The following is a 12,767-nucleotide window of genomic DNA, read 5'->3' as shown; positions in this document are numbered from 1 at the left end:
AATGCATCTCGCTTCTCGGTCGTGCTTGGATTACGCTCACGACGTTCTGTCTGCTGTGCCTGTCTTCACACTGCTCGGGGAGGATCCGGGGCGACCGCCCGGATTTGATGAAGAGCTCTCGCGTGATTGGGATCGGCTGGTAGGCGACCTGATGATGGATTGGAAACTGAATGAACCTCCGCAGAACCACCGCGGGTGCCGCGTTGGTCATCGGCGCGATGACCATCGGACTCGGAACCGCGCATGCCGAGCCTGTCGCCGCTCCGGCTGACCCCGGCATCAACTACTCCGTCAAGTTGGTGGACAAGACGGTTGTCGCGTCGCTCAAGGGGGGAACCTTCTCGTTGACCGAGGAGGACGGCGCGACCCCGGAAAGTCCGAAGACCCAGATCGCCAACATCAAGAACGAGACGGGCGCCACCGTGATCTCGTTCCCGCTCGAGTTCAACGTCGGCGGCGAGAACGTGCCGGTCAAGGCGGTCGCCAAGAAGGACGACACCGTCCTCGAGATCACCCCGGAAAAGCCTGCTGATCTGGTCGTCGGCGACAAGCCGCTCGGCGTGCAGACGGTCGCCAAGGACATCGCGTCCCCGATCGAGAACCAGCGGGCGCAGAACGAATTCGCCAGCAAGTTCGGCATCGCCACCGCCATCGGCGGCTTCGTCGGTACCGCCATCGGCGCGGTCGTCGGCTTCTTCGTCGGCCTGCCGCTCTTCGGTGTCGGCGGCCTGCTCGGCATCCCGGTCGGCGCGGGCATCGGTGGCATCCTCGGCACCATCGCCGTCGGTGGCCCGGCGCTGCTCGCCGCGGGCATCGAGCTGCTCAACACCATCCAGGCGCCGGAAGGCACCACCCAGTGGGCGGACAAGCCGCTTCCGCCGAAGTAGCATCCACTGCTCCACAAACGGGCTCGTTTCTCCTCGGAGAAGCGGGCCCGTTTGGGCGTTTTCAGGCGGGCAGATCCAGCGTGCCGTCGAACGACACCGCGCCCCGGCGCCTGCCGAACCGCCCGAAAGATCGCTCCGCCATGACGAACGAGCCGTCCTCACGCACCAGCAGCACGGTGCTCGCCCGGGTGCCGTGCACGCCGTCGGCGATGAACCTGGATGACAGCCGCCGCTCCAGCAGATGCGGCACCCCCGTGTTCGGCAACTCCTCGTCCGCGGCCTTGGCACGATCGGCCAGCACCGCGAAATAGCGGTCCACGGCACCGGGGTCGGACTCCACCACCGCCCGCAGCTCGGTCACGCCGCACCGTACTTTGGGCCAGATGGGCTGTGGGGCGGTTAAATCGGGGTTACCGGGACTCAGACCTGCCGAGCTCACGAACGTACCGTTGGAGAGGCCGTGGAAGCCGGGGAGCAGCTCGCGCGGCGGTGCAGCGCTGCGATTGGAATGCCACCACAGCGATTCCATGTCGGACACCACCAGGTTGTAACCGTTGTAGTCGTCCGGCGCGCCTGCGACGTCGAGCACGTACTTCTCCGGGCCCGGGAAGTCGCCACTGGGATGGCGTTCCGAGACTCCTCGCAGAAAATCCATCAGCAGCGCGCCGCGGGACCGGGCATCGCCACGCTCGCCCTTCGGGTCACGCACATTCGTCACCGTGGCGAATCGGTTGCGGCCCTTGCCCTCTCGGGTCAACCCGAGCCAGGTGCCCGGCGGGTCGTCCGCGGCCTTGTTCTTCGCGCCCTGATCGCGCCCGGCGAGCAGGCCGGGTACCTCCGGCCACCACCGCATGGACTCGGTCGGCCGGGAGTAGAACTCGTCGCGGTTGGCCGCGACGATCAATCGATACTCCGGATGAGCCCGCCACCCGATCAACACCAGACACATGCTGTCCAGAATGCCGCACCGGTGCCGGGCGCAGCACCGCATCGGCGGCGGAAAGGGCCGCGTAAGGCCAGTGGAAATGTGCCCAGGACAGCGAAAAGGCCGACAGCGCAACGCTGTCGGCCTTGACGATGGTGCGGACTAGTTGGTGCGAAGCCGCAGCCCCGGGTTGTCCGAGAGCACCACGCTGACCGGCTGCGCGAACAGCTGCGGCGTGTTGCCGGTGAGCGCACCGATCAGGTTGGGGATCTCGCAGATCGGGTAGTCGGCCACCGACGAGGCACTGGAGATGCCGAGGGCCAGCCTGCCGGTGACGATCGGGCCACCGCTGTCGCCGGGCAGCGCGCAGATGTTGGCCGAGAAGGCCTGGGTGAGCTCGCGCTCGCCGACCTGCACGGTCTGGTCGACCGCGTTCACCACGCCGCAGCTGAAGCCGGTCCGCGAACCGGACTTGCAGACCGGGGCGCCGACGACGGGGGTGGCCACGCCGTCGATGCGGATCGACGCGGCGCCGGGCACCCGGACCTCGTTGTTGCCGAAGCGATCTCGCGACTGGTCGGCGATCCGGACGATCGAGTAGTCCTGCGAGCCGAGCACCGACTTCTCGAAGCGGCCGAGCTCGTTGCCGAGCCGGTTGCCGTTCAGCTCGTGCACCCGGGCGGCGTTGTCGTTGCCCGCCGACGGGATGTCCGGATTGCAGTGGCCCGCCGTGACATTCACGATGTTGCCGCTGCGGTCGGTGCCGTTGAAGCCGAGCGAGCAGCGCAGCGAGAGCCGTCCGGCGACCGAGGCGTAGCCGTCGCCGCCTGCCAGCGCGCCGTTCGCCGCGCCGGCGATCTCGCTGGCCTCCAGCGTCGCCTGCTCACCGGCCACCGGCGGGGCCATCACGATGACCCTGGCCGGGTCGATGAAGTTCGGCATCGGCAGGCCCGGCTTGTCGACGCGCACCGCGATGCTGTTGTTGACCGTATCGATCACCACGCCACGCACGAGGGCCGACACCGCCTCGGGCTGTCCGTCGAGCCAGCGCTGGAACGCGGTCTTCTCACCGCGCAGCGCGGACTCGCTCTTGGCCACGTTGCGGACCTCGAAACCCGCTGACTGCGCGGCCGTTCGGGCCTCGTCGGCACCGGGACCCTGGGCCAGCGCGACGACCGCCTTGCCGTTGTCGTCGAGCCACGAACCGGCGAAGACCGCCGGGTACTGCCGCTGGGCGGTGGTGGCGAACGCGGCGACCTGCTGGGCCACGTCGGCGCGGTGCAGGTACTCCTCCGGGGAGATCTTCAGATCGCGGGCGACCGCGGCAACCAGTTCGGCGGGCAGACCAGGGGCCGGATCGGGTTGCGCTGTCGCTACTGCCGCCGTCGGCCCGAACAGCAGTATCGCCGCCGAAGCGGCGATAACTGATTTTCGGACCCGGGTCTGTCGCGCAGCTGATCGGAGATGACCTATACGTGGCAGGAGCATGCCCAGACTATATGGGCTCCAGCTCGGTATGCCTACTTATAACGACGCTCTGGTTCGTTTGGTAGTCACTTTTTTTCGGCATACCGATCGTCACCGCGTCCGGGCGTGCGTCACCCGGCGCTCGGCCGGGTCCGCACCGTGATGCCGCTGCCGAGTCCGCCGCCCGAGGAAGCGTCGATATCGGCCAGGATCGGCCGGATCGGGATGCCGAGGCTCGCCGTGCCGCCGTACTGCGCCAGCGCGATATTGGCCTCGTTGCAGTCCGGCGCCTCGGCCGCGTTGGATCCACTGGTGATACCGAGTGCGAGGGTGCCGGAGACGATCGCACCGCCGCTGTCGCCGCCGAGCGTGCAGGCGGAGCTGGCGAAGCCGCGCACGATCTTGCTCTCGCCCTCGGAGGTGTACAGCTGGGTCTCCACCCGATCGGCCACCACGAAGCCACACGTGAAGGTGGACGACTGCCCGGACTTGCACACCGGCGCGCCGGTGATCGGGTCGGCGGTACCGGTGATGGCGATGGTGGTGCCGTTGGCGCCGCGCACCGTCGGCTGATCCATGCCCGCCCGGATCGCGCGGTCGTTCAGCTTGATCACCGAGTAGTCCAGCGCGCTCTGCCCGCCCAGTTTGGCCTGGACGAAGCTGCCCAGCTCCGGGCTGTTCGGGATGTCCTTGACGTTGGGGTAGTAGACGGTGGCCTCTTGGGAGTCCTTGCCGATGTTCGGATCGCAATGGCCCGCACTGATATTCAGTGCGTTGCCGGCCGCGTCGGTGCTGTTGAAGCCGAACGAGCAGACGTCGACGCCCTTGAGCGAGGCGTCGTGCAGCGAGATCGGCGCGCTGATGTAGGTGTCGCCACCCATCGGCCGCCGCTCGACCGCGCCACCGCTGCCGGGGGAGAGGATGACCTTGATGTTGGCGATCAGGGTCGGCAGGTTCAGCAGGTGGCCCGCCGGGGTGTTGGCGACGTTGAGCACCAGCTGGCTGTTGAGGAAGTCGATGGCCACGGAGTTGATCGCGGTGGAGATCTCGCGGGGCAGGCTGGTGATCCACTGATTCAGTTGCACCAGTGAGCCTTCCAGGCCGTCCGCGGACACCGGGGCGAGCCGGGTCTGGTATCCGTCGGCCGCGGCGATCTTGGCGGCGTCGAGCGAGGTCACCGCGACGACGGGCTTGCCGTCGGTGCCGATCCAGGCGCCCGCGTAGGAGTCGGGGCGTTCCGAGCGGAAATCGCGGGCGTAGTCGCGCAACTGCTGGGCGCGGGCCGCACGGTCCAGGTATTCCGTCGGTGTCATCTTCAGATCGCGCGCGATCGCCTGCACGAGTTCCTGCGGCAGCGCGTCGGCAGTCAGCTGCGCGGGTGTCTCCGGGGCCGCCGCGGCGGTGGTCGTGCAGAGCAAGGGTGCGAGGAAAACGGTCGAAGCGAGGGCGACAGCCTTGACCGTGGCGCGGCGCGCCACCAACTTGCGCATGAAATCCCTTCGTCGGCACGCACGTGCCAGCTCAATCCGCGGCAACGGCCCTGGAATCCGTTGGCTCACAGTCGTCCTCCAGCAACAGACCGGGCGCCTGTAATTCATCCGACAACACCGGTCAGCGCATCACTTTAGGGCACAAACCGGGGAAGGGCTCTCTTAATCACCGACTGCCCGGTATCTCCAGGCCGGGGATCGACGGAATCTGCGGTAAGGGCTGGAAAGGCGGCGTGGTGGTGGTCGGTCGCGGGCGGACCGTCGAGCTCGGTGTCGTGGTCGGCGGCTCGGTGGTCGGCGGCGGCGGAGTGGTCGTTTCCGGCGGGGGCGGCGGGGTGGTGATGATGACCGGCGGCTCGGTGGTCGTCGGCGTCACCGGCACGGTCGGGAAGTTGATCGGCGGTGCGGGCGGCGGCGTCGGGCTCACCGACACCTGATCGGACTTGGCGTCGCGCATCGGCGGCACCGGCGTCTCGCTGTCCTCCCGGAACAGCACCGCCATCGCGAAGCCGCCGAGCACGAGGCCGATCAGCGCCGCGGCACCGATCAGCAGCGGGAGTTGCTTGCGGTCCGTCGCAGGCTCGGCCTGCGGAGCGGGCGCGCTCGGCGCCGCGGCTTGCTCGGTGGCCACGGGTTCGGCCATCGGGATGGCCGCCGAGTACGCCTGGGGTGTCGGCTCGGAGGCGGGCACGGCCGGGATGACGACGGTGTCCACCGTCGAATTCTCGGCGTGCGTCGGGTCCGGCGGGGTGCTGCCCGCCGGGGTGGAGAGCACCGCGGCCAGCGCGGCGCGGGCGGCGTCGTAGGCGAACGTGCTGCCCGTGCTGTCGGTCTCGGCGCCGGGCAGATCTGCTTCGCTGACCAGCAGCACCGACCGTAGGCCCAGGTAGTCCAGGGCATCGCGCAGCGCCTGCACGTATTCGCGCGGCCAGTCACCGGGGTGGGTCGCGTAGAACTCGGCCGGACCGTTGAGGTGGTCGGCGGTCAAGTTGATCAGGCAGAACAGCGCGGTGGCGACCAGGTCCTCGGCGCGATAAGCCTCGCCGTCGTCGACGGAGATCCCCGCCGGGTCGCCCACGGCCAGCGCGAAGCCGGTGATCGCGTGCGCGTTCTCGTCCGGTGGCGGTCCGCCGAGCGTGGCGTCGCCGTCGTCGGACATGTACAGCAACGACTCGCGGACGATGAACAACGGTTCTTCGTCGCCGTCGGTGACGATCGCCGCCGTGCAGTTGTCCTCGGCGACGCGCAGGCCCACCCCTGTGGCCATCTCAATACCTCGCTTCGGCGTCCCGGCTGACGAATCCGTACTCGCTGGTCACACCAGCAGGGAGCCATGTCCCATGGCACGGAGCATCGACAATAGCTCCGATCGGGACCGGGCACCGATCCGGCGCCGAATACGGGCGACATGATGTTCCACCGTCTTGGCGGAAATGTACAGGCGGGCGCCGATCTCGCGGTAGGTCAGCCCGAGCAGAACCAGCTCGGCGACTTCCCGTTCGCGTTCACTGAGGATCGCCGTCGGCTCGCCGACGGCCGGGTCGGGGGCGGGCTTGCTGCCCTGCGGCGGCGTCGGGCTCGCCGGTCGGATCGGGTCCTGCGGCCTGGCGTCGGCGCGGACCGTGCGGGCCAGCTTGAGCAGCGCGGTCGCGGTCGGCGCGTCGGCGGCGGCGAGGGCGGCCTCGCTGGCCAGCCGGGCGGCGTCCCAGGTCATGCCGATCTCGCTCAGGCCGGCGACGGCCGCCTCGACCGGCTTGGCCGAGACCTGACCGCGCAGCACCAGCACCCAGGTGCGGCCCGCGTCGGCGAGGATCGCGGCGTGCCGATCGCCCGCTTCGGCCGCGGCCTTGAGCGGCCGGGCATGCGGGAGCAGCTCCTGCGGGCTCTCGTGCAGGATCGCGGCCTGCACGCCGTACCAGTGGAAGGCGTTGGCCCAGGCGGGCGGTTCGTGCAACCGGCGGAGCAGGGCCAGCGCGGAGTCGACCAGGGGCGCGATGCGACCTTCGTCACGCAATCGGATACCGGCCAGCCACAGCTCGCCGATCGGGAGCAGCGCGAGCAGGTCGGCCTCCACGTCGTCGAACATCAGGTAGGCCGCCTGCCATGCCTTGGCCAGCGCGGCATGATCGCCGGTACGCCGGGCCAGGCCGACCGTGACACCGTGCGCGAGCAGCCGGTCACGCACGTCGAGCGAGTCGTGATCGAGCGCGGCGACCGTGGCGGCCGCGGCGCGTTCGTCACCGCTCAGCATTGCTACCCAGGCCGCGAGCACCTCGAGCTGGTGGCAGCGCAGTCCGCTGGCCGTCGCGCGGCGCAGCGCGTCGCCTGCCCGGCGTGGCTCGCCGGTGCCGAGGCAGAGCAGGGTTGCGATGGAAACCGCTGTGCAGGGCAGGAATCGGTCGACGCCAGAGTCCGCGTGTGCGGCCTGAACCAGCGCGGAGACCGCCGCGCCCGTGCCGTTGGCGGACAGCCTCGGCACAGCGGGGCTTTCGTCGGTGCCGCCGTGGCCGTTCAGCGAGCCGGCCAGTGCGGTGGCGATCAGCCTGGCGTGCGCGTTGGCCTCGGTCGGCGGCCACTGCGTGGCGGAGCCGGACATCTCCACGGCACCGGATCGGTCGCCCGCGAGCGAGAGGACGGTCGCCCCGATGGCCCAATCCGCGCCGACGCGCTGCGCGCCCAGCCACGAATACAGTTGTGCCGCACGGGCGACCAGGCCACGCCGGGTCAACGCCGCGGCACAGATCCGCACCGCGTCGGCGAGGTCCGCGCCGGAGACCCCGGAGCGGGCCAGCACCGGCTCGGCCAGGCGCATGGCCGTCTCGCCGTCGCCGTTGCGCCCTGCCGCCTCGGCCCAGCGCAGCGCGATGAGATCGGGGTCGGCGCCGGTCGCGGCCGCCGCCGCGTAGTAGCGCACCGCCTCGCGGCCCGCCTTCTCCGCTGCGGCGGAAAGGAATTCGGCCAGCCGCGGGTCGCGGACGCCGGACTCGGCGAGCAGCAGCGCGGTGTGGTCACGCAGCAGGCCCGCGTCGAGTCGCGCGCCGAGCAGCTTGCGCTGGACCGCGACGAACCGGCGGTCGCCGAGCAGCGTGCGCAGCGGGGCGACGGCGGGGGTGAGCAGCAGGTCGGCGTCGGTGACCAGGGCGCTGGCCCTGGCTCGGTCGATGAGCTGCTGTGCGGCAACGGGTTCCACGCCGAGCACCTCGGTGAGTTCGCTGGCGTCCAGGCCTGCGCCGGTGGTCGCGACGACGAGGGTCTCCAGCAGGTCCGGTGCGAGGTTGTCCAGCAGCGACCGCGCCCACGCGGCGACGGCGGCGTCGACCGCGCCGATGCCCGCGTCGAGCCGGGCCGAGCAGGCGGCGGTCAGCGCGGCGACCACGCCGCCGCGGATGCCGTCGGTCTGCCGGTGGATGTGCTGGGACACCTGGCGCGGCACCATCATGCCGAGTTCCCTGGCGAACGGGGCGATGTCGGCCACGCCGAGGGCGCGCAGATCCACCACCCGGCCGCGGCGGGCGACGGTGTCGGCCAGCGCGCGCAGGCGCAGGTCGTGCGGGCGGGGCTGGGTCGCGATCACGACCGTGCGCTGCCCGGATTCCACAGTGCCGCGCAGGTATTCGAGATCCGCCTGGCTCAACGTGTGGGCATTGTCGACGATCAGCGCTGGCCGAAGTCCCGTCGACGGAGCAGATCCGTTGGGGGAGGTGACGATCGGCTCGGCGCCGTGCGCTGCCAGCACGTCCTGGAGGGGAATACCGCGGGCCCGGAGTCGATTGCGGACCTCGTTGAGCAGCGTGGATTTTCCGGTTTGCGAGCGGCCGCGGATGAGGTAGACGACCGGTTCGTGGTCGGCGGACTCCAGTTCCCGGAGGATCTCGCGCGCGGACGGCAAGGTGTCGAACGCGATGTCAGCCACCGTTTCCTCCGAGGATCTCGCCGGGTGCGCGCAACACGGTGCCGACGGTGTTACCGACGGAGTCGATGGGGTCCTTCAGCACGCCGGTCGGCAGGCTCGGGGCCTGCGGCGGGGGCAGCGGTGCGGGCTGGTTACCGGGCGCGGGTTGCGGCTGCGGGGCTGGTTGCGGGGCCGGTTGCGGCGCACCGGGTGTCGCGGGCGGCGCGGCGGGCTGATCGGCGGCGGGCTGACTGTGCACCACGGCCACCGTTGTCGCGGTCGGGGAACCGGGTTGTCCCGCCTCGGTTTTCGGGCGGCCCGCGGTGGACGCGGCCGAGTCCGTCGCGGCGACCGGTGCGTTGGGGTCGGCCGGGTCGGTGGCTTGCCCGCCGGTGGTCGCGGCGATCTCCGCCCCGCGCGCCGGGGAGGAGTGCTCGGTCGAGGCCGGGTTCGGGCCGGACTGGATGCCCGTGCCGATCGCGGCGGTGCCGGTGGCCAGCAGGCCGATGACGACTGCGGCACCGGCGACGATCGTGGCGCGCTGCTTGCCGCGCAACCGTGGCCTGCGCGGTTTCTCGGCCGTCGGCAGGGGTGAAATCGCTACCGCGGGCAGCTCTTTGGTGGTCGGCGCGGGTACCGGGGTCGGTGCGCGGTCGACGGTGACCGACGCCAGCTCGGCGGCCAGCGCGGCGGCACCGCGGGCGCTGGTGTGTGCGGGGTGGGCAGCGGCGACCACCGGAAGGCCGAATTCGGTCGAGATCAGTTCGGCGACCAAGGGAATCGCGCCGCCGCCTCCGGTGAGCAGGACGCGGCTGATGTCGCCGACGTCGAGCCCTGCGCGGTGCACCGCGTCGCGGATCAGGTCGATCGAGCTCAGCAGTGGCCCGCGGAGCAGATCCTCCAGTTCGCCGCGCACCAAACGCACGTTGCTGGTGTGTGCGTCCGCCGGATTCAACCGGGCCCGTACCACGGTCGCGGTATTAATCGAGAGGTCTTCTTTCGCCGTTCTGCAGCGCTCACGCAATGCCACCAATTCCCGTTCCACAACCGGGTCGAACGGGTCGAAATCATTTGCCGCCACAGCGTTTGCCAGAACGTAGCGCATGGTGAGTAGATCGAATTCGGCGCCGGCGATGTCGGTGGTCCGCAGTGGTGTGCCGAGCAGGCTCGCGTGATCGCCGGTGCGCACCACCGACACGGTCAGGCCGGTGGCGCCGAGGTCGTAGACGACGACCGCGCCGTCGCCGAGCGGGCCCTGCGTCGCCTCGAGCCAGCGGACCGCGGCGGTGGGTTCGGGCACCAGGGTCACCTCGCGCAGCCCCGCCCGATCCAGGGCCGCGCGCTGGATGTCGACCGTGTGCCGCGACCACCACGCCGGGTAGCAGGCCACGGTGACGCCGGATTCGCTTGCGTCGGTACTGATCTCGTCGATCAGGCAGGTGATGGCGGCCGCGACGAGGTCGGCGGCGCAATGCTCGGTGCCGTCCTCGGCGAGCATGTCCACCGGGTCGCCGACCCTGGCCAGGAAGCCCTCGAGCAGCACGTCGCTGGAGTGCCGTCCGGTGGCTCGCGCGGCGGCGCCGAAGGTGGGCGGCGCGTCGGCCACCAGCCGCAGCACGCTGGGGTGCGTGCGTACGCCGTCGCCGTCCTCGCCCGCTGCCGCCGCGGCGACCGAATTCGACGCCCCGACAGTGATGCCGAGCGCCAGACGCTGTGTCATGCGTGAACCCCGTTCGAAAACTCTGTGGTCCGGTGTCGTGCGAGCACCCCGATGCACCTGTTGTTTCGGTTGCTGGTTGTCCGCCGTTACCGGTTTCGGGGAAGTTCCGGGGAAATTCCCCTAATGCCGTGGCAGCCCCTAAGGGCGGGCTCGGGTGAGTTGTGGGGGTCGGCCCCGTTATGCGTAACGCGTGGCGCCCCTAGCGTGAAATGCATTCCAACGATGCGGATCGCGGAGGTCCGCCGGCTCTCAGGAGATGTTTCTGATGACACCCAACGCGATTCTCGAGTTCATCCTCAACCTGCTGCGTGACCACGAGGCGGCGGTCGGTTACTGCGCCAATCCGACGCAGGCGCTGGTGGCGGCGGGTTTGCCTGCGGTCACCCCGGAGGACATCGCCGCCGTCGCCCCGATGGTCGCGGAGTCGGCGCTGGTCGCGGGCGGCTCCCAGCTGTCGGCAATCGTGGCCGCGGGTGCGCAGACCGGTGCTGCCGCCGTGCTCGGCGCGGCGGGCACCGTCGGTGCCGCCGCGGCGGCCGATGCCGGGCTGAACATCGGCGCCGACCTCGGTCTCGACCTGGGTGGCCAGGTCGGTGCGGGTATCGATCTCAACGCGGGACTGAACACCGCGATCGACACCGGGCTGCAGGTCGGCGCTGATCTCGGCGCCGGTCTTTCGGCAGGGCTGGGGACCGTTGCCGACATCGGCGCTGATCTGTCCGCCGCGGTCGGCGGTGCGCTCGGTGTGGCCGGGCAGGCGGTGACCGGCATCGGTGCCGATGTACAGGGTGCGGTCGATGCCGGACTGCAGGTGGGGACGGGGCTCGAAACGAGTTTGTCCGCCGGGCTCGGCGGTGCGCTCGGTGCGGTGGGGCAAGCCACGGCCGGACTTGCTACCGGGCTCGACGCCGCGCTCGGCGCGGGCGGCCAGGTGGGGGCCGACCTGTCCAGCGGGTTGCAGGGTGCGGTGCAGACAGGTGTGACGACCGGTCTCGACGCGACTGCTGGTCTCGGTGCCGGAGTGAATGCCGGTGTGCAGGGCGCGGTGGACGCCGGAACCCAGTTGGCCGGCGGCTTGTCGACATCACTTGGTGGAGCGGTGAATTCGGCCGTTGGTGTGGAGAGCGAACTGGCCACCGGGCTCGGTGCGGCGGTAGGCGTGGGCACCGAAATCGGTGGCGACCTGTCCACCGCGGTGGGTGGAGCGGTGGACGCGGGGGCGCAGATCGGTTCGGGCCTTGAGACGGGGCTGTCCGGCAATGTCGGTGCGGTGCTCAGTGCTGGCGCGCAGGTGGGTGCCGATCTCGGTGCCGGGCTGGGGACGAGTGTGGATAGTTCGATCAACGCCGGTGCGCAGCTGGGTTCGGGGCTGGAGACCGGGTTGTCCACAGGTCTCGATGGTGTACTCGATACCAGTGCCCAGATCGGTGGTGCGGTTGATGCGGGTTCGCAGTTGGTGACCGGTTTGGAGACCGGGTTGAACGCCGGGCTCGGCGCTGCGGCAGATGCCGGTGTCGGACTGGGAGCCGGACTTTCGGCCGGGCTCGACGGTGCGGCCGGTGCCGGTGCACAGCTGGGGACAGGTTTGGAAACGGGGCTCGGCGGCGTCATCGACGCAGGTGGGCAGCTGGAGACCGGACTCGGTGCGGATTTGTCCACAGGTATCGGCGGCGCGGTGGATGCCGGTGCCGGTCTCGGTGGTTCGTTGGGCGGTAATGCCCAAGGGGCGGTGGATGCCGGTGCGGGGCTGGGTGGTTCGCTGGCCGGTACCGCGCAGGGCGCTGTTGACGCTGGCGCTAACCTCGGTGGTTCGCTGGGCGGGACTACTCAGGGAGCTGTGGATACCGCTGTGGGGCTGGGTGGTTCGCTCGGCGGTACTGCACAAGGCGCTGTCGATGCCGGTGCGGGCTTGGGCGGTTCGCTGGGCGGCACCACGCAGGGAGCTGTGGATACCGCTGCGGGTCTCGAAGGTTCGCTCGGCGGTACTGCGCAGGGAGCTGTGGATACCGGTGCGACGCTCGGCGGAACGGCACACGGCGCCGTGGATACGACTGCGGGCCTTGGTGGCTCGGTCGGTAGCACCACGCAGGGCGCGGTCGATACCGGTGCCGGACTGAGTGGCGGCGTCGGGGCGAGCGCGAACCCCTGGTCGGCACTTGATGTTTCGAGTGCGTTCGGGTCGGGGCTGGACGGTTCCGCTGGCCTGCACGGCGACACCGGACTGTTCGGCGAGACGGATGCGGATCTGACCGGCAGTGCCGGTGCGGATCTCACCGGCGACGCGATGCTGCACTGACGCCGCCGCACCGATCACGCCTGCGGCGGCGCACGGACAAGCCCTGCGCCGCCGCACCGACAATGCTCGAGCCACTGGAAGAGGTCGATA

8 protein-coding genes are annotated in these 12,767 nt (G+C 70.3%); 2 read left to right on the top strand and 6 right to left on the bottom strand.

Going from position 1 to position 12,767, the window contains the following annotated elements; all coding sequences use genetic code 11:
• Window positions 1–170: 170 nt before the first annotated feature.
• The gene (locus tag DMB37_RS19085) at window positions 171–887 is read left to right on the top strand and encodes a hypothetical protein (protein WP_107653202.1); all 717 of its coding nucleotides are present in this window, start codon (window positions 171–173) and stop codon (window positions 885–887) included.
• Between the two features lie 61 nt (window positions 888–948).
• On the opposite strand, the gene DMB37_RS19080 is transcribed toward DMB37_RS19085, so the two are convergent.
• The 6 genes from DMB37_RS19080 to DMB37_RS19055 form a co-directional block, all read right to left on the bottom strand.
• Complete coding sequence (locus DMB37_RS19080; RefSeq protein WP_135233884.1) at window positions 949–1,836, bottom strand: NRDE family protein; 888 nt, start codon at window positions 1,834–1,836, stop codon at window positions 949–951.
• 138 nt (window positions 1,837–1,974) lie between these two features.
• A complete protein-coding gene (locus tag DMB37_RS19075) occupies window positions 1,975–3,300 on the bottom strand; it encodes a S1 family peptidase (RefSeq protein WP_135233883.1) in 1,326 nt (441 codons plus the stop codon).
• 110 nt (window positions 3,301–3,410) lie between these two features.
• Window positions 3,411–4,769, bottom strand: coding sequence for a S1 family peptidase (locus DMB37_RS19070; RefSeq protein WP_107653199.1), 1,359 nt, complete (start codon window positions 4,767–4,769; stop codon window positions 3,411–3,413).
• Window positions 4,770–4,935: 166 nt separating this feature from the next.
• Complete coding sequence (locus tag DMB37_RS19065; RefSeq protein WP_167768882.1) at window positions 4,936–6,036, bottom strand: hypothetical protein; 1,101 nt, start codon at window positions 6,034–6,036, stop codon at window positions 4,936–4,938.
• Between the two features lie 48 nt (window positions 6,037–6,084).
• On the bottom strand, window positions 6,085–8,682 hold the full coding sequence (locus tag DMB37_RS19060) for a LuxR C-terminal-related transcriptional regulator (RefSeq protein WP_135233882.1): 2,598 nt from the start codon (window positions 8,680–8,682) through the stop codon (window positions 6,085–6,087).
• Complete coding sequence (locus DMB37_RS19055; protein ID WP_135233881.1) at window positions 8,675–10,381, bottom strand: Hsp70 family protein; 1,707 nt, start codon at window positions 10,379–10,381, stop codon at window positions 8,675–8,677. The genes DMB37_RS19060 and DMB37_RS19055 overlap by 8 nt, the downstream gene beginning before the upstream one ends.
• Before the next feature lie 265 nt (window positions 10,382–10,646).
• On the opposite strand from DMB37_RS19055, the gene DMB37_RS41815 reads away from it, so the two are divergent.
• Window positions 10,647–12,677, top strand: coding sequence for an IniB N-terminal domain-containing protein (locus DMB37_RS41815; RefSeq protein ID WP_135233880.1), 2,031 nt, complete (start codon window positions 10,647–10,649; stop codon window positions 12,675–12,677).
• The last annotated feature ends 90 nt before the right edge of the window (window positions 12,678–12,767 follow it).

Source organism: Nocardia sp. CS682 (genome assembly GCF_004634405.1).
Taxonomy (GTDB): domain Bacteria; phylum Actinomycetota; class Actinomycetes; order Mycobacteriales; family Mycobacteriaceae; genus Nocardia; species Nocardia ninae.
The sequence above is the reverse complement of the archived record's forward strand: the minus strand, read 5'-3'. Positions and strand labels throughout refer to the sequence as shown.

Bases quoted from the DNA above. Each gene is read 5' to 3' on its own strand.
- DMB37_RS19065 (WP_167768882.1), bottom strand. From the start codon at position 6,036: ATGGCCACAGGGGTGGGCCTGCGCGTCGCCGAGGACAACTGCACGGCG.
- DMB37_RS19085 (WP_107653202.1), top strand. From the start codon at position 171: ATGAACCTCCGCAGAACCACCGCGGGTGCCGCGTTGGTCATCGGCGCG.
- DMB37_RS19070 (WP_107653199.1), bottom strand. From the start codon at position 4,769: ATGCGCAAGTTGGTGGCGCGCCGCGCCACGGTCAAGGCTGTCGCCCTC.
- DMB37_RS19080 (WP_135233884.1), bottom strand. From the start codon at position 1,836: ATGTGTCTGGTGTTGATCGGGTGGCGGGCTCATCCGGAGTATCGATTG.
- DMB37_RS19075 (WP_135233883.1), bottom strand. From the start codon at position 3,300: ATGCTCCTGCCACGTATAGGTCATCTCCGATCAGCTGCGCGACAGACC.
- DMB37_RS19055 (WP_135233881.1), bottom strand. From the start codon at position 10,381: ATGACACAGCGTCTGGCGCTCGGCATCACTGTCGGGGCGTCGAATTCG.
- DMB37_RS41815 (WP_135233880.1), top strand. From the start codon at position 10,647: ATGACACCCAACGCGATTCTCGAGTTCATCCTCAACCTGCTGCGTGAC.